The organism is Telluria sp. AZSoR62, assembly GCF_058111565.1.
In genome coordinates this window covers 57,387-78,613 of the sequence record NZ_JBYTST010000003.1, presented here as the reverse complement: position 1 = coordinate 78,613, position 21,227 = coordinate 57,387, and the positions used below count along the sequence as shown (strand labels likewise).

General features: G+C 65.0%; 17 protein-coding genes and 3 tRNA genes. 15 read left to right on the top strand and 5 right to left on the bottom strand.

Going from position 1 to position 21,227, the window contains the following annotated elements; genetic code table 11:
- Position 1: 1 nt before the first annotated feature.
- From hflK to AC3XQU_RS06190, 8 genes are all read left to right on the top strand, one after another.
- Positions 2–1,294 carry an FtsH protease activity modulator HflK gene (gene hflK / locus AC3XQU_RS06225; RefSeq protein ID WP_489873276.1) on the top strand — a complete coding sequence of 431 codons (1,293 nt, stop codon included), beginning with the start codon at positions 2–4 and terminating at the stop codon, positions 1,292–1,294.
- Complete coding sequence (gene hflC / locus AC3XQU_RS06220; protein WP_489873275.1) at positions 1,294–2,166, top strand: protease modulator HflC; 873 nt, start codon at positions 1,294–1,296, stop codon at positions 2,164–2,166. Before hflK ends, hflC begins: the two co-directional genes overlap by 1 nt.
- A gap of 377 nt (positions 2,167–2,543) precedes the next feature.
- Complete coding sequence (locus tag AC3XQU_RS06215; RefSeq protein ID WP_489873274.1) at positions 2,544–3,698, top strand: ATP phosphoribosyltransferase regulatory subunit; 1,155 nt, start codon at positions 2,544–2,546, stop codon at positions 3,696–3,698.
- 3 nt (positions 3,699–3,701) lie between these two features.
- Positions 3,702–5,018: an adenylosuccinate synthase gene (locus AC3XQU_RS06210; RefSeq protein ID WP_489873273.1), complete on the top strand. Its 1,317-nt coding sequence runs from the start codon at positions 3,702–3,704 to the stop codon at positions 5,016–5,018.
- 31 nt (positions 5,019–5,049) lie between these two features.
- Positions 5,050–5,589 carry a phosphoribosyltransferase gene (locus tag AC3XQU_RS06205; RefSeq protein WP_171081460.1) on the top strand — a complete coding sequence of 180 codons (540 nt, stop codon included), beginning with the start codon at positions 5,050–5,052 and terminating at the stop codon, positions 5,587–5,589.
- Between the two features lie 162 nt (positions 5,590–5,751).
- Positions 5,752–6,351, top strand: coding sequence for a MarC family protein (locus AC3XQU_RS06200; RefSeq protein WP_171081459.1), 600 nt, complete (start codon positions 5,752–5,754; stop codon positions 6,349–6,351).
- 84 nt (positions 6,352–6,435) lie between these two features.
- Positions 6,436–8,454: an ATP-binding response regulator gene (locus tag AC3XQU_RS06195; protein WP_489873272.1), complete on the top strand. Its 2,019-nt coding sequence runs from the start codon at positions 6,436–6,438 to the stop codon at positions 8,452–8,454.
- Positions 8,455–8,530: 76 nt separating this feature from the next.
- A complete protein-coding gene (locus AC3XQU_RS06190; RefSeq protein ID WP_489873271.1) occupies positions 8,531–9,004 on the top strand; it encodes an RES family NAD+ phosphorylase in 474 nt (157 codons plus the stop codon).
- Between the two features lie 64 nt (positions 9,005–9,068).
- Here AC3XQU_RS06190 and uvrB read toward each other — a convergent pair whose 3' ends face one another.
- A complete protein-coding gene (gene uvrB, locus AC3XQU_RS06185) occupies positions 9,069–11,165 on the bottom strand; it encodes an excinuclease ABC subunit UvrB (protein ID WP_489873270.1) in 2,097 nt (698 codons plus the stop codon).
- Between the two features lie 116 nt (positions 11,166–11,281).
- Between uvrB and AC3XQU_RS06180 the strand changes: the two genes are divergently transcribed.
- From AC3XQU_RS06180 to AC3XQU_RS06165, 4 genes are all read left to right on the top strand, one after another.
- Positions 11,282–12,493, top strand: coding sequence for an amino acid aminotransferase (locus tag AC3XQU_RS06180; RefSeq protein WP_489873269.1), 1,212 nt, complete (start codon positions 11,282–11,284; stop codon positions 12,491–12,493).
- A gap of 114 nt (positions 12,494–12,607) precedes the next feature.
- Positions 12,608–12,683 (top strand) — tRNA-Asn (locus AC3XQU_RS06175).
- A 167-nt stretch (positions 12,684–12,850) separates the two neighbouring features.
- A complete protein-coding gene (locus AC3XQU_RS06170; RefSeq protein WP_489873268.1) occupies positions 12,851–13,579 on the top strand; it encodes an alpha/beta fold hydrolase in 729 nt (242 codons plus the stop codon).
- 76 nt (positions 13,580–13,655) lie between these two features.
- Positions 13,656–13,731 (top strand) — tRNA-Asn (locus AC3XQU_RS06165).
- Positions 13,732–13,795: 64 nt separating this feature from the next.
- On the opposite strand, the gene purT is transcribed toward AC3XQU_RS06165, so the two are convergent.
- The gene (purT, locus tag AC3XQU_RS06160) at positions 13,796–15,004 is read right to left on the bottom strand and encodes a formate-dependent phosphoribosylglycinamide formyltransferase (RefSeq protein WP_489873267.1); all 1,209 of its coding nucleotides are present in this window, start codon (positions 15,002–15,004) and stop codon (positions 13,796–13,798) included.
- 133 nt (positions 15,005–15,137) lie between these two features.
- Between purT and AC3XQU_RS06155 the strand changes: the two genes are divergently transcribed.
- Both AC3XQU_RS06155 and AC3XQU_RS06150 read left to right on the top strand, forming a co-directional pair.
- Positions 15,138–15,213: transfer RNA gene (locus AC3XQU_RS06155), tRNA-Asn, on the top strand.
- A gap of 124 nt (positions 15,214–15,337) precedes the next feature.
- Positions 15,338–16,291 carry an IS1595 family transposase gene (locus tag AC3XQU_RS06150; protein ID WP_489873266.1) on the top strand — a complete coding sequence of 318 codons (954 nt, stop codon included), beginning with the start codon at positions 15,338–15,340 and terminating at the stop codon, positions 16,289–16,291.
- Positions 16,292–16,303: 12 nt separating this feature from the next.
- Here the strand turns inward: AC3XQU_RS06150 and AC3XQU_RS06145 are convergent, their stop codons facing one another.
- A complete protein-coding gene (locus AC3XQU_RS06145) occupies positions 16,304–16,633 on the bottom strand; it encodes a hypothetical protein (RefSeq protein ID WP_489873265.1) in 330 nt (109 codons plus the stop codon).
- Between the two features lie 158 nt (positions 16,634–16,791).
- On the opposite strand from AC3XQU_RS06145, the gene AC3XQU_RS06140 reads away from it, so the two are divergent.
- Positions 16,792–18,444 (top strand): response regulator, encoded by a 1,653-nt coding sequence (locus AC3XQU_RS06140; RefSeq protein WP_489873264.1) that lies wholly within the window; start codon positions 16,792–16,794, stop codon positions 18,442–18,444.
- On the opposite strand, the gene AC3XQU_RS06135 is transcribed toward AC3XQU_RS06140, so the two are convergent.
- Together AC3XQU_RS06135 and AC3XQU_RS06130 are read right to left on the bottom strand one after the other, a co-directional pair.
- Positions 18,426–18,881, bottom strand: a complete 456-nt coding sequence (locus AC3XQU_RS06135; RefSeq protein WP_489873589.1) for a response regulator — start codon at positions 18,879–18,881, stop codon at positions 18,426–18,428. The genes AC3XQU_RS06140 and AC3XQU_RS06135 overlap by 19 nt on opposite strands.
- Positions 18,881–21,145, bottom strand: coding sequence for an ATP-binding protein (locus AC3XQU_RS06130; protein ID WP_489873263.1), 2,265 nt, complete (start codon positions 21,143–21,145; stop codon positions 18,881–18,883). The genes AC3XQU_RS06135 and AC3XQU_RS06130 overlap by 1 nt, the downstream gene beginning before the upstream one ends.
- Between the last annotated feature and the right edge of the window lie 82 nt (positions 21,146–21,227).

Here is a 21,227-nt window from a genome sequence, read left to right as displayed (position 1 = left end):
TATGCTCGTTTCTTTACTCAAGCGTTGCGGCATCAAATTGTCGCTGAACGATCCACGTTGGGGCCGCAAGCCCGACGGTGACCACAAGGCCCAGGAGGGCCGCCGGCCGGGTGAAGGCCCGCCGGACCTCGATCAACTGTGGCGCGACTTCAATGCGCGCCTGAACCGCCTGTTCGGTTCGCGCGGCAATGGCAACGGCAGCGGCGATGGCGGCGGCGGTCCGGCCGGCCGCGGCGACATGCGCGGCGCCAGCGTCACCGCCGGCGTGGTGGCGGTCATCGTCGGCCTGATCTGGCTGGCCAGCGGCGCCTTCATCGTGCAGGAGGGCCAGACCGGCGTGGTCACCACTTTCGGCAAGCTCAGCCATACCACCGGCGCCGGCTTCAACTGGCGCTGGCCTTACCCGATCCAGGCCCACGAGACCGTGAACGTCTCGCAGATCCGTACCGCCGAGATCGGCTATCGCGCGAACGTCCGCAACAAGCAGCCGCAAGAGGCGTTGATGCTGACCGACGACGAGAACATCATCGACATCCAGTTCGCCGTCCAGTACACGCTGAAGGACCCGGTCCAGTGGCTGTACAACAACCGCGAGAACGACGAGACCGTGCGCCAGGTCGCCGAGACCGCGATCCGCGAAGTGGTCGGCAAGAACAAGATGGACTTCGTCCTGTACGAAGGCCGCGAGAAGGTCGCGGTCGACGTGCACCAGATGATGCAGACCATCGTCGACCGCTACAAGCTGGGAGCATTGATCACCAACGTGACCATGCAGGCGGTGCAGCCGCCCGAGCAGGTGCAGAGCTCCTTCGACGACGCCGTCAAGGCCGGCCAGGACCGCGCCCGCGCCAAGAACGAAGGCGAAGCCTATGCCAACCAGGTCATCCCGCAGGCGCGCGGCCAGGCCTTCCGCCTGATGCAGGACGCGGAAGCCTACCGCTCGATGGTGGTGGAAAACGCGACCGGTAACGCTTCGCGCTTCGACCAGGTGGTGGCGGCCTACGGCAAGGCCCCGGCCGTGACCCGCGACCGCATGTACATCGACACCATGCAGCAGATCTTCTCCAACACCAGCAAGGTGATGGTCGATTCGCGCGCGGGCAACCCGATGATCTACCTGCCGCTGGATAAACTCATTTCGCAAAACGCCGGCAGTGAAGGCGTGGGCAGCAAGTCCGGACCGGTGCAGTTGCCGCAGTCGGCGCCGCCGACGGACGTCATGCAAGCCCTGGACTCGGTACGTTCCCGCGACGACCGCGCCCGCGATTCCTCACGTGACCGGGAGAGCCGTTAATGAACCGCCTCGTAACGCTATTTGTGGCGGGCTTCATTGCCCTGATGCTGCTATCCTCGACCATCTTCGTGGTCGACCAGCGCCGCTTTGCCATCGTCTTCGCCCTGGGCCAGGTGCGCAGCGTGATCACCGAACCGGGCCTGCACTTCAAGCTGCCGCCGCCGTTCCAGAACGTGATCTACCTGGACAAGCGCATCCTCACGCTCGACACGCCCGACGCCGACCGCTTCATCACGGCCGAGAAGAAGAACATCCTGGTGGACGCCTTCATGAAGTGGCGCATCACCGATCCGCGCCTGTATTTCGTCAGCTTCGGCGGCGACGAAAGCCGTGCCCGCGACCGCCTGTCGCAGATCATCAAGGCGGCCCTGAACGACGAGATCACCAAGCGCACCGTGCGCGAAGTGATTTCCGGCGAGCGTGGCCGCGTGATGGAAGCGGTGAAAGAGAAGGTCGTGGCCGAAGCGAAGGAGATCGGCGTCGGCGTGGTGGACGTGCGCCTCAAGCGCGTCGACTACATCGAGCAGATCAACAACTCGGTCTACGAGCGCATGAAGGCCGAGCGCACCCGCGTGGCCAACGAACTGCGTTCGACCGGCGCCGCCGAATCCGAGCAGATCCGCGCCGACGCCGACCGCCAGCGCACCGTGATCATTGCCGAAGCCTTCCGCGAGGCCGAGAAGATCAAGGGCGAGGGCGACGCCAAGGCCTCGGTGATCTATGCCGAGTCGTTCGGCAAGAACCCGGAGTTCGCGAAGTTCTATCGCTCGCTCGAAGCCTACCGCGCCACGTTCAAGAGCCGCAGCGACGTGATGGTGGTGGATCCGAATTCGGAGTTCTTCAAGTACTTCAAGCAGCCGGGTAGCAAGTAAACGGCGTCTCCTGGCTGAACGGCGAATGAGCCGTCGGCTCGCAGGGTGGGCAGCTTCGCTGCCCACGCGTTGGAACCGCGTATTCCCGCCTGCTGCGTGGCGCGATACGGTTCATTGAACGCGTGGGCAAGGCACTTGCCCACCCTACCGTTTTGCAGCTCATACCCTTTGAGATGATGGCTGGCAGCCCCTGGCTCATCTGTATAGACGACCGTTGCTGATTGGCATTCAGCCAACACGCATACCTGTCAAACCAACATCCCCCGCCTACACCAGCCCATTTTCGGGTAAAATTGCCGATTCGGCGCTCGCACCGGGCGTCAGCACGCCTGCGTGCTAGTCCTTGCTCTTAAAACACAACCCGTTAGCTGTCGCCCATGCCGAACTGGCTTTTGCCCGAGAATATCGCTGATGTCTTGCCGTCCGAAGCGCGCAAGATCGAGGATCTGCGCCGCAAGATGCTCGACACCTTCCGCCTGTACGGTTACGAGCTGGTAATGCCGCCGCTGCTCGAATATGTCGAGTCGCTGCTGGCCGGGGCAGGGCAGGACACCGAACTGCGCACCTTCAAGGTGGTCGACCAGATCTCCGGCCGCCTGCTCGGCCTGCGCGCCGACATGACCACGCAGGTCGCCCGCATCGACGCCCACCTGCTCAACCGCGAATCCGTCACCCGCCTGTGCTATGCCGGCAGCGTGCTGCACACCCGTCCTTCCAGCCTGCACTCAACGCGCGAGCCGATCCAGATCGGTTGCGAGATCTACGGCCATGCCGGCCTGGAAGCCGACGCCGAGATCCAGGAGCTGGCGCTCGGTTCGCTGGCGCTGGCCGGTTTCGACAACGTGCGCCTGGACCTGTGCCACGTGGGCATCCTGCGCGCCCTGCTTGCCGACGATCCGCAGGCGCGCCGCGACGAAGCCCAGCTCACCTGCCTGCTGCGCGCCAAGGATGCGCCAGGCCTGGATGAACTGACCCAACACTACCTGCCGGGCACCCGCCAGGCGCTGCTGGCGCTGCCGCACCTGTACGGCGACGTCGACGTGCTGGCGCGCGCCAAGGAAGCACTGCCGCCGCTGCCGGGCATCACCCGCGCGCTGGCCGAACTGGCGGCGCTGGCCGCCAGCGCCATCGGCCGCGCGGAAGTGGCGATCGACCTGGCCGACCTGCGCGGCTACCAGTACGAAAGCGGCGCCATGTTCGCGCTGTTCGTGCCGGGCCTGCCCAACGCGGTGGCGCGCGGCGGGCGTTACGACCATGTCGGCGAAGCCTTCGGGCGGGCGCGTCCCGCCACCGGCTTCTCGCTCGACCTGCGCGAACTGGCGCGGCTGCTGCCGACGGCCGAGCGCAAGCATTCGATCCGCGCGCCCTGGGGCAATGCCCCGGAGCTGCGCGAAAAAATCGCTGACCTGCGCAAGGCAGGCGAAGTCGTGATCCAGTCCATGCCGGGCCACGACAATGTTCAGGACGAGTTCGAGTGCGACCGCGTGCTCGTCCTCGAAAACGGAAATTGGATTCTCAAAAACTTAGGTTAAGTGATGTCAAATACTAACGTGGCAAAGAACGTCGTTGTCATCGGCACCCAGTGGGGCGATGAGGGCAAGGGTAAGATCGTCGATTGGCTGACCGACCATGCGGCCGGCGTCGTCCGCTTCCAGGGCGGCCATAACGCGGGCCACACGCTCGTGATCAAGGGCCAGAAGACCGCGCTGCAGCTGATCCCGTCGGGCATCATGCGCGAAGGCGTGGCCTGCTACATCGGCAACGGCGTGGTGGTGTCGGTGCCGGACGTGCTGCGCGAAATCGACAAGCTGGCCGCGGCCGGCGTCGAAGTGGTGTCGCGCCTGAAGATCTCGGAAGCCTGCCCGGTCATCCTGCCTTACCACGTCGCCATCGACAAGGCGCGCGAAGCCAAGCGCGGCGAGAACAAGATCGGCACCACCGGCAAGGGCATCGGCCCGGCCTACGAAGACAAGGTCGCACGCCGGGCGATTCGCATCGCCGACATGCTCAACGAAGAGCGTTTCGCCGAGAAGCTGCGCGAAAACCTCGATTACCACAACTTCGTGCTGACCAACTACCTGGGCGCCGAAGCAGTGGACTTCCAGCAGACCTTCGACGACGCGATGGCCCTGGTGCCGCGCCTGCGCCCGATGGTCGGCGACGTCTCGTCCGCACTGTACGCGGCGCACAAGGCGGGCGGCAACCTGCTGTTCGAAGGCGCGCAGGGTTCCCTGCTCGACGTCGACCACGGCACCTATCCCTTCGTCACCTCGTCGAACTGCGTGGCGGGCAATGCCGCCGCCGGCGCCGGCGTCGGCCCGGGCATGCTGCACTACATCATGGGTATCACCAAGGCCTACACCACCCGCGTCGGTTCGGGCCCGTTTCCGGCCGAACTGCCGACCGATGCAGGCGTCGGCGAGCACCTGTCGCGCGTGGGCCATGAATTCGGCACCGTGACCGGCCGCGCCCGCCGCTGCGGCTGGTTCGACGCCGCGCTGCTGCGCCGCTCGGTCCAGATCAACGGCGTGTCGGGCATGTGCCTGACCAAGCTCGACGTGCTCGACGGTATCGAATCGCTCAAGCTGTGCACCGGCTACAAGATCGATGGCCGCGACGTCGACATCTTCCCGGTCGGCGCCGAAGAGGCCGCCCTGTGCGTGCCGGTCTACGAAGAGATGCCGGGCTGGACGGAATCGACCGTCGGCGCCAAGTCGATGGAAGCGCTGCCGGCCAACGCTAGAGCCTACATCAAGCGCATCGAAGAGCTGGTGGGCGTGCCGATCGACATGGTGTCGACCGGTCCGGACCGCGAAGAGACCATCGTGCTGCGCCATCCGTTCGCAGCCTGATACAACCATAAGAACTTAGGAAACGCCTGAAATGAATACCCCTGCATCGACCGACAAGGACCTCTGGGTTTCGTGGGACGAATACAACCGCATGGTCGAGCGCCTTGCCCTGCAAGTCTATGAATCGAACTGGAAGTTCGACATGGTGCTGTGCCTGGCGCGCGGCGGCGTGCGTCCCGGCGACGTCATCTCGCGCATCTTCGACGTGCCGCTGGCGATCCTGTCGACCAGTTCCTACCGCGAAGAGTCGGGCACCAAGCAGGGCAACCTGGACATCGCCAAGTACATGACGATGACCAAGGGCCCGCTGGCCGGCCGCATCCTGCTGGTCGACGACCTGGCCGACTCCGGCGTGACGCTGCAGAAAGTGCGCGAGCACCTGCAGTCGAACTACCCGGACGTCTCCGAAGTGCGCTCGGCGGTGCTGTGGGTGAAGGGCACGTCCAGCTTCAAGCCGGACTACCACCTGGAAGACCTGCCGCACAACCCGTGGATCCACCAGCCGTTCGAAGACTACGACGGCCTGCGTCCGCACCAGCTGTCGGCGTGGATGAAGAAGTTCGAGAAGTGATCCGTAGCGCCTGCAGGCGCTGCACGGAGCGGGGAAGCGCGCAAGCCTTCCCCGCTTTTTTGTTTCTTTCACATAGAAAATTTCCACACGGATACGACGCAGGTGATGTATCTCTGCTAAGATCGTCTCGTCCTTTTTAGGGTATCCAACAATAACAGTTCTATGACCCAGAGTTTCTTCCAGACCTTCATCCTGCTGATCCTCGTGACCGACCCGTTCGGCAACGTGCCCCTGTTTGCCGCAGCCCTGAAGGACACGCCCGTCCAGCGCCGCCCCCGCATCGTCGTGCGCGAATGCGCGATCGCCTTCCTGCTGCTGCTGGTGTTCATGTTCTTCGGCCAGCATTTCCTGGCCGCGCTGCACCTGAGCCCTGTCGCCCTGCGCATCGGCGGCGCGGTGATCCTCCTGATCATTGCGATCCGCATGATCTTCCCGCACCCGGATGGCGTGCTGGGCCGCAGCGAGCATGGTGGCGAGCCTTTCATCGTGCCGCTCGCCATTCCGGCACTGGCTGGCCCGTCGGCACTGGCGACCGTGCTGCTGTTCAGCTCCGGTTCCCTGTCCGAAACGATGGTGCATGTTGCGGCGCTGGCCGCGGTGGCGGTGGTGTGGCTGGCGGTGTTTCTCAGCGCCGAGCGCCTGCAGCAAAAGCTTGGGCCGCAGGTCATGACGGCCTTCGAGCGGCTGATGGGCCTGATCCTGACAGCCATGTCGGTCGAGATGCTGCTCGGCGGTATACGCGAGTTCGTCAAGACGCTGTGAGGCTCTGCGGTGTGGTGTAAAACAAGCTAACTCTGGCAAACTTCTGCCAGTCAAATTGCAGCACTTACCAAGACCACACATCGCATGAAACAGGAACACGCGACACCTTCCGAATGGCTGCCCTTCCTGAGCGGGGGCGGCCAGATGGGGGCCATGATGCGCGCCCATGACTGGTCGACCTCGCCCCTCGGTCATCCGCGCGACTGGCCGCAGGCGCTGCGCACGACCGTCGGGCTGATGCTCAATTCGAAGTTCCCGATGTTCGCCGCCTGGGGGCCGGAGCTGGGTTTCCTGTACAACGATTCGTATGTCGCTATCCTGGGCGATAAGCACCCGGCGGCGTTGGGCGCGGCCATGCATGGGGTGTGGCACGAAATCTGGGACGATATCCACCCGCTGATCGTGCGTGCGCTCAAGGGCGAAGCGACCTATCTCGACCGGCTCCCGCTGCGCATGAACCGCCATGGCTACGACGAGGATACCTGGTTCCGCTTCTCGTATTCGCCGGTGCGCGACGAGGACGGCAGCGTGGCGGGCATGTTCTGCGCCTGCGTGGAGACGACGGCCGAGGTACTGGCCGAGCGCTACCGCGAGGAAGAAAACCAGCGCCTCATGACCCTGTTCGAACAGGCGCCGGGGATCATCGCGGTGCTGCGCAGTCCTGACCACGTGTTCGAGATCGCCAACGAATCCTATACCCAGCTGATCGGACGCCGCGAGCTGGTCGGCAAGCCGGTGCGCGACGCGCTGCCCGAGGTCGATGGCCAGGGCTTCTTCGAACTGCTCGACCAGGTCTACGCCACCGGCGAAACCTTCGTCGGCCATGCGGTGCCGCTACGCGTCCAGCGCGACGCCAGCGGCCCGATGGAAGAGCGTTTCATCGACTTCGTCTACCAGCCGATCCGCGATGCCAAAGGCGAGGTCACCGGCATCTTCGTCGAGGGTAGCGACGTCACAGCGCGCAAGCACGTGGAAGACGAGCTGCGCGCAGCCAACCGCCAGAAGGACCAGTTCCTGGCGATGCTGGCGCACGAGCTGCGTAACCCGCTGGCGCCGATTACCACCGCGGCCCAACTGCTGCAGCGGGGCCAGCTCGACCCGGACCGCGCGCGCCAGGCCAGCGCCATCATCGCGCGCCAGGCCGAGCACATGACCGACCTGGTGAACGATTTGCTGGACGTCTCGCGCGTCACGCGCGGGCTGGTGACGATCGAGAAGGAAGAGCTGGACGTGACCGGGGTCGTGCACGGCGCGATCGAGCAGGTGCGCCCGCTGATGGACGCCAGGCGCCAGGAATTGCAGGTCGAGCTGTGGGAGCAACCTCTGCATGTGGCGGGCGACCGCACGCGCCTGGTGCAGGTGGTGTCGAATATCCTGAACAACGCCGCCAAGTACACCCCGCAGGGGGGCAAGCTGACCCTGCGCGTGACGGCCGAGGGCGTTGATGCCGTCATCGCGGTGCGCGATACCGGCCAGGGCATCGATCCGCAGATGCTGCCGTATATCTTCGACCTGTTCACCCAGGCCGAGCGGACGCCGGACCGCTCGCAGGGCGGGCTCGGGATCGGCCTGGCCCTGGTCAAGAGCCTGGTCGCGCTGCATGGCGGGCGCGTCTCGGCCCATAGCGAAGGGCTGGGGCAGGGCAGCGAATTCGTGATACGCCTGCCGCAGCTAGCCGCGCCTGCCGCCGCCGCGCCGGCGCCGGAGGCGCCGGTCCAGGACGCGGCCGGCCCGGTGCGCGTGCTGGTGGTGGACGACAACGCCGATGCGGCGCAGATGCTCGCGACCCTGCTCGAAGCCCACGGCCACGCGGTCAGCGTCGAATACGACGGCGCCGGCGGCTTCGCGCGCGCACAGCGCGAGCGTCCCGAGGTCATGCTGCTCGATATCGGCCTGCCCGACATGGACGGCCACGAGCTGGCGCGGCGCCTGCGCGCGTCCAGCGACACGGCCGGTGCCGTGCTGGTCGCCCTGACCGGCTATGGCCAGCACGAAGACCGCGAGCGCGCCCGCGAGGCCGGCTTCGACCGCCACCTGGTCAAACCGGCCGACCTGTCGGAGCTGCTGCGGATCCTGGCGCAAGTGCGCGTACCCCCGGCCTGACATTGCACGCTGGCGTGCGCGGGTCTTGGCCGGGCGTGGGTAAACTGGACCCATCGGACTGCAAGGGGTCATTCACATGAGAACCTGGAGAATTGCACAACGAGACGTGGCGCTCGACCGCAGCTGCGAAGGCGCGCGCAAGAGCGGCGGGCACTGGCATCGCGAGGGCTGCCGCGCGCTGTATGCGGCCATGACGGTGGAACTGGCGGTTCTCGAAACCTTCGTGCACACCGAGGGCGACAATCCCGACCTGGTGCTGGTGGCGGTGGACCTGCCGGACGATCCATCCCTTGGACTGGACATCGCCCGCGAAGACCTGCCCGAAGGCTGGGACGACCTGGAAGATGGCGGCAGCGGGACCGCTTTCGGCACGGCCTTCCTGAAGAAGCGCGAGCACCTCTACATGCGGGTGCCGTCGGTGATCGTGGGGGAGGGCGTGAACCTCGTGATCAACCCCGAGCATCCGGCGTATGACGAAGTGACGCTGTCGATTGCGCGGACGTTCAGCTTCGATCCACGCATGTTCGACCGGCCGGCGCGGTGCGGGTGAGTTGACGTCGCCTTGAAACGCACGCGGCGTGCCGAGGCACGCCGCGCGAGCCAAGCCAGGGAGCTTATTTCCCCAGCATCGACACCACGTTGTCCGCCCCCGGCGCCCCGAAGGCCTGCTGCTTGAGCACATGCAGCTGGTCGCGTACCTGGGCCGCTTTTTCGAACTCGAGGTTCTTGGCGTGGTCCACCATGAGTTTTTCGAGGCGCTTGATCTCCTTGCTGATCTGCTTCTCGCTCATGGACTCGACCTTCGCCGTTTCCGCCGCATCCTGCGCGCCCTCGGCCATGCTGCGCTGGGCCGCATTGCTGTAGACGCCGTCGATCATCTCCTTGATCTTCTTCTTCACCCCCACCGGCGTGATGCCGTTGGCCGTGTTGAAGGCGATCTGCTTGGCGCGGCGGCGCTCGGTTTCGTCGATCGCGCGGCGCATCGAGTCGGTGACCTGGTCGCCGTACAGGATTGCCACGCCATTGAGGTTACGCGCGGCGCGGCCAATGGTCTGGATCAAGCTGCGCTCGGAGCGCAGGAAGCCTTCCTTGTCGGCGTCCAGCACCGCTACCAGGGACACCTCGGGCAAGTCGAGGCCCTCGCGGAGCAGGTTGATGCCGACCAGCACGTCGAAGGTGCCCAGGCGCAGGTCGCGCAGGATTTCCACGCGCTCGACGGTCTCGATATCGCTGTGCAGGTAGCGCACCTTGATGCCATGGTCGCCCAGGTATTCGGTGAGCTGCTCGGCCATGCGCTTGGTCAGCGTGGTCACCAGCACGCGCTCGTCCTTGGCGATGCGGTCGTTGATCTCGCCCATCAGGTCGTCCACCTGGCTCCTGGCAGGGCGCACGATGATCTGCGGGTCGACCAGGCCGGTCGGGCGCACCACCTGCTCGACCACGTTGTCGGCCTTGCCCTTTTCGTAGTCCGCCGGCGTGGCGGACACGAACACGGTCTGGCGCATCTTCTTTTCGAATTCCTCGAATTTCAAGGGCCGGTTGTCCAGCGCGGAGGGCAGGCGGAAGCCGAAATCGACCAGGTTGACCTTGCGCGAACGGTCGCCGTTGTACATGGCGTTGAGCTGGCCGATCATCACGTGCGACTCGTCCATGAACATCAGGGCGTCTTTCGGCAGGTAGTCGATCAGGGTCGGCGGCGGCTCGCCCGGCATCGAGCCGGACAGGTGGCGCGAGTAGTTCTCGATGCCCTTGGTGAAGCCGATTTCGGCCAGCATCTCGAGGTCGAAGCGGGTGCGCTGCTCAAGGCGCTGCTCCTCGATCAGCTTGTTCTGCTGGCGGAATTCTTCGAGACGGTCGCGCAGCTCGGCCTTGATCGATTCCACGGCCTTGAGCACCGTGCCGCGCGCCGTCACGTAGTGCGAACCCGGGTAGACGGTGAAGCGCGGGATCTTCTGGCGCACGCGGCCCGTCAGCGGGTCGAACAGCTGCAGCGACTCGATCTCGTCGTCGAACATCTCGACGCGGATCGCGAGTTCGGCGTGCTCGGCCGGGAAGATGTCGATGGTGTCGCCGCGCACGCGGAAGGAGCCGCGCGAGAAATCCATCTCGTTGCGGGTGTACTGCATCTGGATCAGGCGCGCGATGATGTCGCGCTGGGCCACCTTGTCCTTGTGGCGCAGCGTCAGGATCATCTTGTGGTATTCGTTCGGGTTACCAATACCGTAGATGGCCGAGACGGTTGCCACGATGACCACGTCGCGCCGTTCCATCAGCGACTTGGTGCAGGACAGGCGCATCTGCTCGATGTGCTCGTTGATCGACGAGTCCTTTTCGATGAACAGGTCGCGCTGCGGCACATAGGCTTCCGGCTGGTAGTAATCGTAGTAGGACACGAAGTATTCCACCGCGTTTTGCGGAAAGAATTCGCGGAACTCCGAATACAGCTGGGCAGCCAGGGTCTTGTTGGGGGCGAACACGATCGCCGGACGGCCCGCCTGGGCGATCACATTAGCCATCGTGTAGGTTTTGCCGGAGCCCGTCACGCCCAGCAGCGTCTGGTACATCAGGCCGTCGTTGATGCCTTCGATCAGGCCTTCGATCGCGGTCGGCTGGTCGCCGGCCGGCGGGAAAGGCTGGTGCAGCTTGAAGGGCGAGCCGGGGTAGGTGATGACGGTCGGTTCCGGGGCAGTTGCAATGGATAAATCAGCCATACTTTCAGACCTTTGCTAGAATGGGGTTCCGCTTGCGGCACTGCAGCAGAGTAGCTGCAGCAGCGTCGCTGTCTATACATTTGCTGCGAACCCACCGACAAACTCAGTTTATCACGATGACTTCCACAGCCTCCGCCAGCCTCTTCGGCGCCATTGAAATGGCCCCCCGCGACCCGATCCTGGGCATCACCGAAGCATTCAACGCCGATACCAATCCGGCCAAGATCAACCTGGGGGTGGGCGTCTACTACGACGACAAAGGCAAGGTTCCTTTGTTGCAGTGCGTGCAAAAGGCGGAAGCGAAGCTGATGGAGCAGCAGACCCCGCGTACCTACCTGCCGATCGAAGGGCTGGCGGCGTACGACAAGGCCGTGCAAGAGCTCGTATTTGGGGCCGATAGCGCCGTAATTCAAGACAAGCGCGCGATCACCGTGCAGGCCATCGGCGGCACCGGCGCACTGAAGCTTGGCGCGGATTTCCTCAAGCGTTTCTCGCCGGCGTCCGAAGTCTATATCAGCGACCCGAGCTGGGAAAACCACCGCGCCTTGTTCGAAGGCGCCGGCTTCGTCGTCAACAACTACACCTATTACGATCCGGCTACCCACGGCGTGAATTTCGAGGGCATGCTGGCCTCCCTGGACGCCATGCCGCGCGCCTCGATCGTGGTGCTGCACGCCTGCTGCCACAACCCGACCGGCGCCGACCTGACCCAGGAGCAGTGGGGTCAGGTCATCCAGGTCGTGCTCGACAAGGGCCTAGTGCCTTTCCTCGACATGGCCTACCAGGGCTTTGGCGCCGGCATCGCGGAAGACGGCGCCGTGGTGCGCCGCTTTGCCGACACCGGCATGCCTTTCCTGGTCTCGAACTCGTTCTCGAAGTCGTTCTCGCTGTATGGCGAGCGCGTCGGTGCGCTGTCGATCGTCGCCACCAGCGCCGAGGAAACCGCGCGCGTGCTCTCCCAGCTCAAGCGCGTCATCCGCACCAATTACTCGAACCCGCCAACCCATGCCGCCAAGGCGGTGGCCATGGTGCTGTCGACCCCCGAGCTGCGCCAGCTGTGGGAAGAAGAGCTGGCCGGCATGCGTGTGCGTATCCGCGAGATGCGTGGCGCCTTCGTCGAGAAGCTCAAGGAAAAAGCACCTGGCCACGACTTCGAATTCGTGCGCCGGCAGGTTGGCATGTTCTCGTATTCCGGCCTGACGAAAGAGCAGGTCGGCAAGCTGCGCGAGCAGTCGATCTACGCCGTGGACACCGGCCGCATCTGCGTCGCCGCGCTGAACTCGACCAACCTCGACCGCGTCGTTGACGCCGTCGCGAAAGTTCTTTAAAATCTTGGCTCTTCGGAGTTGATTCGGTTCGATTTCGAAGGGTAGCAGAATGGTTGTGTTGCACGCCGTGAATTTGACAGCGTGTCCTTGCAAACCTATAATGCTGTGATCAATTCCCTGATAGCTCAGTCGGTAGAGCGACGGACTGTTAATCCGCAGGTCCCTGGTTCGAGTCCAGGTCGGGGAGCCAGAATTTCGAAAGGCCACATCTCAGGATGTGGCCTTTTTGTTTTTCAAAGATGTTGCTCATCGGTAGTTGCATTTTTATGCATAGAGAGTAGGCTGTAAATACCTTCTTTTTGGAACTGCATAGTGAAGCATTTACCAACGAGTAAAAGTATCGCGGTCGGAGGGCAGGTGCTGCGCTTTTCCCTGTCGGGGGAGGGGAGTCCGACCATCGTCATGCTCAGCGGCGCGGGCAGCCCGCTGGAAGGATGGTTCCGGCTCTTTCCCGACCTGCCCAGACTGGGCACGGTCGTCACCTACGACCGCCCCGGCGTGGGCGCCAGCGCCCGGGCCCGCGAACCGCAGCTGGGCACCACCGTGGTCCTCCAGTTGCGCGCCCTGCTGCGCGAGATCGGCGCACGGCCGCCCTTCCTGCTGGTGGGCCATTCCTTCGGCGCCCTGCACGCCAACCTGTTTGCCCGCGTCTATCCCGAAGAAACCTGCGGCGTGCTGTTCCTGGAGGCGACGGCGCCGGACGACGTGCTCAACATGAAGCACTACCTCTCCAGCCTGCAGCGCACGGTGGCCGGCCTGCTCGACCGCCTGTCGCCGCCGGACCCGAACGACGAGATCAGCAACGAGCTCGAGACCGTGGCCGAAATCGCCGAAGCTCCGCCTTTCCCGCCGATTCCCGTCACCGTGATCTCGGGCGGCAAGCGCCTGCCGCGCTGGATGGCTTCGCTCGGCGCCCAGCGCGAACGCGAGCGCAACCAGGAAGCGCTGGCGCGCCTGTCGCCCCTGGGCGAGCGTGTGATCGCGCAGGCCAGCGCGCATTTTCCGCAGATGTCCGAGCCCCAGCTGGTGCTGGACGCACTGAAAAAGCTGGTGGAGCGCACGCGCGTGGCCCCCATCGTGCGCTAGCTTGCGCAAGAAACTTGCCTTTCGAAAGCACAGGGGTTCGCGAAATCCAAAAGCACTGCTATAATGCGGCCTCTAATCCCTGATAGCTCAGTTGGTAGAGCGACGGACTGTTAATCCGCAGGTCCCTGGTTCGAGTCCAGGTCGGGGAGCCAGAATACGAAGGGCCGCATGCACATGCGGCCCTTTTTGTTTGCGCCGGTTCCGGCGCTGCCCTCGTCAGCCGGCCACCGGCTTGACCCGCGACGCCGCCTCCAGCGCCCGCTGGCGCGCGGTGCCGATATCGCCCGCGGTGGCCAGCGCCACGCCCATGCGGCGGCGTGCAAACGATTCCGGCTTGCCGAACAGGCGCAGGTCGGTGCCAGGCACGCGCAGGGCGTCGGCCACGCCCTCGAAGGCGATGCCGGCGCCTTCCACCTGGCCGTAGATGACGCTTGATGCGCCCGGCGCGCGCAGCGTCACGTCCACGGGCAAGCCAAGCACCGCCTTGGCGTGCAGCTCGAATTCGCTCTGGACCTGGGTAATCATCGTCACCATGCCGGTATCGTGCGGGCGCGGGCTCACTTCCGAGAACCACACGGTGTCGCCCTTGACGAACAGTTCCACGCCAAACACGCCGCAGCCGCCCAGGTTCTCCGTTACCTTGGCCGCAATCTCCTGCGAGCGCGCCAGGGCGACCTGGCTCATCGGGTGCGGCTGCCACGATTCGACATAGTCGCCCTGTACCTGCTTGTGGCCGATCGGCTCGCAAAAACTCGTTTCCACCGCACCGCTGCCGCCCATCGAGCGCACGGTGAGCAGGGTGATCTCGTAGTCGAAGTCGATGAAGCCTTCGGCAATCACGCGGCCAGCGTCGACCCGGCTGCCGCTGGCGGCATGCTCCCACGCGCCGGCGACGTCGAACGCGCCGTCGAGTTTCGATTGCCCCTTGCCGGACGAGGACATCACCGGCTTGACCACGCAGGGAAAGCCCACCGCCGCGCAAGCCTGTTCGAGTTCTTCCAGGCTGCTGGCGAAACGGTAGGGCGAGGTCGGCAGGCCGAGTTCCTCGGCTGCCAGGCGGCGGATGCCTTCGCGGTTCATGGTCAGCAGCGCCGCGCGCGCGGTCGGGATGCAGGTGATGCGGCCCGCGTCTTCCAGCGCGACCAGGGTCTCGGTGGCGATAGCTTCGATCTCCGGCACCACCAGGTCGGGCTTTTCCAGCGCGATCAGGGCCGCCAGGGCCTCGCCGTCCGTCATGTCGATCACATGGGCGCGGTGCGCCACCTGGTGGCCGGGCGCGTTCGGGTAGCGGTCGACGGCGATGACTTCCACGCCCAGGCGCTGCAGTGCGATGATCACTTCCTTGCCCAGTTCGCCCGAACCGAGCAGCATGACCTTGGTGGCCGAAGGGGAGAGCGGGGTGCCGAGCGTGCGAAGAGTGGTCATGGGTGCGGGCTGCCGTGAAAGTGGAAATGGGGAGTGGCGACTATAGCAAAGGGGCCGCCGCTGCGCCGGCAGGCAGCCGTTTATGCGTGGCACTGGTCAAAATGTATTTCGACCGTTATAATGCGGCCTCTTTTCCCTGATAGCTCAGTCGGTAGAGCGACGGACTGTTAATCCGCAGGTCCCTGGTTCGAGTCCAGGTCGGGGAGCCAGAATTCGAAGGGCCGCATGCAAATGCGGCCCTTTTTGTTTGGCGCTGTCACCGTAAGCTGTAGAAATTGAACTGTCGAGCTCCAGCGCAGTCCAACGATGATCTGATCGGTTGTCGAGGGCGGCATGAACGGAGCAGGTTTCAGCAGGTGGCTCAAGAAATTACCCTCGTTGACGCGGCGCCAGCGAGGGCAGCTGCTGGACGCCTTGCGTCCTGCAATCGGATTCGAACGCGTCTGCGCGGCAATTGCGCAGGCCAAACCCAGCCCTTGTTGCCCCTCGTGCCAGGCCGAGCGCCCTTACCGGCACGGGCTGGACCGGGGCATGCAGCGCTACCGCTGCCGCGCGTGCAGAAAAACCTTCAGCGCATTGAGCAGTACGCCCTTGGCTCGCCTGCGTCATCGCGCCAAGTGGCTCGACTACCTCGAACGCATGCTCGAGACCAAAAGCGTGCGCGCAGCAGCCAAGGCGGTGGGCGTACACCGCAATACGAGTTTTCGCTGGCGCCATCGTTTTCTTTCGCTCACCAAGCACGACCGTACCGAGCGCCTGGCCGGCATTGCCGAAGCCGACGAGATGTTTTTACTGGAGTCGCAAAAGGGTTCGCGCACGCTCGACCGGCCCGCGCGGCGGCGCGGTGGCGTTGCTGCCAGCCGCGGCATCACGCACGAACACGTCTGCATCCTGGTGGCGCGCGACCGTACCGGCCAAACCCTCGATTTCGTGACGGGCCGCGCGGCAGTCACCAAACAGCAGCTGCACCGGCACCTCGGACCCAGGCTCGACAAGGATGTGCTGCTCGTGACCGACGGGCATCCTGCTTACCGGGCCTTTGCGCGCGAAGCGGGCATCGCACACGCGTTCGTCAACCTGCGTCTTGGCGAACGGGTTCGCGGCATTGTGCACGTGCAAAACGTCAATGGCTACCACCAGCGCTTCCGCCAATGGCTGGCCCGCTTCTATGGCGTTGCTTCGCGCTATCTGCCCAACTACCTGGGCTGGCGCTGGGCGCTCGACGGCGAACGCATCACTTCACCGGAACGGCTGCTGCGAGCGGCGCTGGGCATCTTCCACACGTAACGGGTACAGCGCCTAGCGAAACTTCTTCTTGTTCGAGGTATACGTCCGCGTGTAGAAGCCGGGCGGCTTGTTCGCCACCCAGTCGATGAAGGTGCGGATCTCGTCGTGGCCGCGCAGCGCTTCCCAGGTGTGATAAGCCTGCAGCAGCTCGCGCTCGGTGAAGGCCGAGTGGATCTTGCGGTGGCAGATCTTATGGATCGGAAACTGTTCCTTGCCCTTGAAGGTCCGGGGCACAAGGTGATGGCGGTCGATGTTGACGCTGCCCAGCAGGCGGCCGCAGAGCGGGCAGGATGCGTCGGCAAGTGGAGGCGACTCTGGAGGATCGGCGTGGCGCTTGCGCATGCCGGATAGATGGCGCCCAAAGCGGCAACTTACAAGGCCCGTGTGTCAATACGGGTGCACGATTGAAAACTGGCAATTGTGTCGGAAATTATCGGAGATGTTGTAGAATTAATGCTTACCCTTTTGCAAGATCGTGCTGCATCTTCGACTATGACGCAATGATTGACGATCGTCCTGACTGCTCCGTCCTTCTCATCGACGATGAGCCCTTCTCGCAAGACATCATCGCCCATGGCCTGACCGGCTGCGTCAGGCATACGCTCTGCTATGAATCGAATGCTGCGCGCGCCGTCGAAGTGGCGAGCAGGATCGGCGCCACCGTCGTGCTGGTCGACCTGCGCATGCCCGACCTGGACGGCTTCGAAGTCACCGCGCTGCTGCGCGCCAATCCTGCTACCGCCGACGTCGCCATCATCGTGCTGTCTTCCGAAGACGACGCCGATATCAAGGCGCGCGCGTTTGCCGTGGGCGCCAACGACTACCTGGTCAAGTGGCCCGATCCGCGCGAGCTGGTGGCGCGGGTGCGCTACCACAGCGACGCCTGCATCGCCCGGCGCCAGCGCGACGCCGCCTTTGCCTCGCTGCGCGTGAGCCAGGAGCAGCTCGCGGCGAGCCAGTCGGCGCTGCACCAGGCCCAGAAGATGGAAGCGATCGGCCAGCTCACCGGCGGCGTCGCCCACGATTTCAACAACGTCCTGCAGATCATCGGCGGCAACCTGCAGCTGCTCAAGCTGATGGGGAACCTGAACGAGAGCGCGCGCACGCGCGTGGACATGGCGCTGTCCGGCGTCGAGCGCGGCGCCAAGCTGGCCGCCCACCTGCTGGCCTTTGCGCGGCGCCAGCCGCTGCAGTCGGTGGTGGTGGATCCGGCTCACCTGCTGCGCCAGATGGACGACATGATGCGCCGCGTGCTGGGGCCGAGCGCCTGCGTGGTCACCGAGATCGAGCCGGGCCTGGGCAGCACCACGGTCGATCCGGACCAGCTCAACAACGTCCTGCTGAACCTGGCCATCAATGCGCGCGACGCCATGGCCGGCAGCGGCATCCTGACCATCCGCGCCGCCAATATGCAAGGCAGCGCCGGGCTGCCGCCGGAAGTGCCGCCGGGCGACTACGTCATGATCGAGGTGGCCGACACCGGCAAGGGCATGCCGCGCGAAGTGCTGCTGCGCGCCTTCGAGCCCTTCTTCACCACCAAGCCGACCGGGCAGGGCACGGGACTGGGCCTGTCGATGGCCTATGGCTTCGTGAAGCAGTCGGGCGGCGAGATCGTGCTGCGAAGCGAGATCGGCGAAGGCACCAGCGTGCGCATCTACCTGCCGCGCAGCGATGCCGCGCCGGTCGATATCGAACAGGTTGCCAGCCAGCCGCTGGCCGGCGGCCTGGAAACCATCCTGGTGGTCGAGGACGAGGACGCCGTGCGCGATTCCACCTCGGCCATCCTGTCGGCGCTGGGTTATGAAGTACTGGAAGCGCCGGATGCGGCGGTGGCGGTGGACATCATCGAGAGCGGCCGCCATGTCGACCTGGTGTTCTCCGACGTGATCATGCCAGGACCCGTGACCAGCCTGCAGCTGGGCGAGGTGGTGCGCAAGCGCCTGCCGGCCGCCAAGCTGCTGTATACCTCGGGCTATGCCGAGGGCCTGCTGTCGCACGAAGGCAAGGTGGACGCCGCCGTGCACCTGCTGCAGAAGCCCTACCATCCGGACGCGCTCAGTGCCCGCATCCGCCACCTGCTGCGCAGCCCGCGCCATGCACGGGCCGAGACCGCCGCCAGTTCAGGCGGCCAGGCTCACTTGGGCTTGATGTAACGGCGCGAGCCGGGGGGCGGTTCGTTCAGGACCGCCCAGAAGATGCCCAGGTCGGCGATCGCGCGCAGGAATTCCGTGAAATCCACCGGCTTGACCACATAGGCGTTCACGCCCAGCGCATAGCTGCGCACCACGTCCTGCTCTTCCTTCGATGAGGTCAGCATCACCACCGGGACGCTCTTGAACGCATCGGTATCGCGGATCACCTTCAGCACTTCGAGCCCGTCCACTTTTGGGAGTTTCAGGTCGAGCAGGATGACGGCCGGGTTGCCGACCGGGCGCTCGGCGAACTCGCCGCGGCGGAACAGGTAATCGAGCGCATCGGCGCCGTCGCGCATGACCACGACTTCGTTGGCCAGCTGGCTTTTCGACAGCGCGATCAAGGTCAGTTCGAGATCGTGCGGATTGTCTTCGACGAGGAGAATGGGCTTGAGCATCATGCGCCTTCTTGAATAGGATGTTTCGGGATACTGAACGAGAAGGTCGCGCCTTCTCCCTGCACGGAATTGGCCCAGACGCGGCCGTTGTGGCGCTCGACGATGCGGCGCACGTTGGCCAGGCCGATGCCGGTGCCCTGGAAGTCTTCCATCCGGTGCAGGCGCTGGAATACGCCGAACAGCTTGTGCACGTAGTCCATGTTGAAGCCGGCGCCGTTGTCGGCGACGTGGAACACGGTGTCGGTCTCCAGGTCTTCCGAGGTGATGGTGATGACCGCCGGGTCGCGCGCGCCGGTGAACTTCACTGCGTTCGACAGCAGGTTGAACATGGCCAGGTGCAGGAAGGTCGGATCGGCGCACACCGTCGGCAGCGGCTCGATGTGCCAGTCGACGTTCCGGCCGGTCATCTCGATGCCGAGCTTGTCGATGCAGCCAGCCACCAGGTCGTTCATGTCGACACTGGTCGGGCGCAGCGCGGCGCGGCCCATCTGCGAGAACGACAGCAAATCGTCCACCAGCTTGCCGGCCAGGCGCGCCGATTCCTTGATGTTCTTCAGGAAGCGCTGGCGGCGCTCCGGGTCTTCCGCGCCGCTCGATTCGATCAGGAGGTCGGAGAAGCCCACGATGTGGCGCAGCGGCGCGCGCAAATCGTGCGAGACCGAGTACGAGAAGGCCTCGAGTTCCTTGTTGGCGCGGCCGAGTTCCTCGGCCAGCTCGGCCATCTGCTCGGCGCGCTCGAGCGCGATGCCCAGCAGGGCGCTGCGGAATTCGACGGTCAGCTCGACCTCGGCCACGTGCCAGGGCTGGCTGCGGCCGTGGATGGTCTCGCGCCAGGACTGGAAGCTCAGGCGCGGCGTGAGCTGGACCGGCGTGCCGGCCGCGGCCACGAGCTGGGCTTCCTTGTCGTAGGGGTTGCCGGCCCAGTCGATGGTCTGCACCACCTCGGGACGGAACCACAGCAGGTAATGCTGGTGGATGCGCGAGATCGGCAGCGCCAGCAGGCCGCTGGCGTTGCGCACCATGGTCACGGCCGGCGGATACACTTCCATCAGGTGATCGGTGTGGAACACCTCGGTCTGTCCCTGCGTGGCCAGCCACCTGGCCAGCGCGCGCACCGCCGGCTCGTCCGGCGTGTCGCCATAGGTCAGCACGCGGTCGTCGACCACGATGGCCACCCCGCCGGCGCGCCCGAAGCGCAGCAGCTCGGGGAACACGGCGCTCATGTTTTCCAGGAAGTCCGCGCCCTTGGTCAGGCGGCCGAGCATCTCGACCATGATGCGGCGCACCTCCAGGCGGAACTGCAGCTCGCCCGCGTCTTCGCGCGACTCGATGCACAGCGCCAGGATCTGCCCCAGCTGCTCGCAGGCGGTGCGCTCTTCGACCGGCACCGGGCAGGGCGTGGCGTTGTGGCAGGAGATCAGGCCCCACAGCTTGCCCTTGACGATCAGCGAGACCGACATCGAGGCCAGCGTGCCCATGTTGCGCATGTACTGCAGGTGCACCGGCGAGACGCTGCGCAGCGCCGCGAACGACAGGTCGTTGCGCATGCCGGTGGCCGGGTTCAGTTCGGGCACCAGGGGCGCGGCGACGTAGTTGGCGTCCTGGATCACGCGGATCGGCGAGAGGATGTACAGCGCGCGCGCCTGGGCCGGGATGTCGCTGGCCGGAAAGTGCTGGCCCAGGTAGGAGTCGTAGCCGTCTGCCAGCGACTCGGCCACCACGTGGCCATGGCCGTCCGGATCGAACTGGTAGACCATCACGCGGCCGTAGCCGGTCACGGCGCGCACGTGGCGCGCGGCCAGTTCCGACAGCGACGGGATCGAGGCCGACTGGTTCACCTTCAGCAGGAAGTCGCCGATCAGGGGGTAGAGGTGGCGGAAATCGGCGGCGCCGACGCGCTCCACGTTTTCGAATTCGACGATCACCAGGCCGTCCCAGGCATGCGCGAGCACGTCGAAGTGGGCGTCCTTGGTATCGACCGTGCCGATATAGGTCGGGCGCGAGGCCAGCCTGGATGCGTCCAGTTCGGGCGCAAGGCGCGCCGCGGTGGCCTCGCCCACTACCTGCGCGAGCGGCCTGCCTGCGGCGTCGCCGGCCGCCACGCCGGTCCAGTGTCCGAGGTTGGCGCTGGCCTGCAGCACCAGCAGGGCAGGGCCGGGCGAAAGCGTCAGCATGAAGCCGTGCGGCTGGATGCTTCCTGGCGTACGGATCGGTTCGTTAGCGCAGGAGCTGAGGTCGATGATGTCGGGAGAGGCCTGGGTCATATGCAAACGAAAAGTGCGTGGGCGTTACAATTCGGCATTGTAGCGTCAATTCCGGCAAATCAACCGCCAACATGGCCGATTG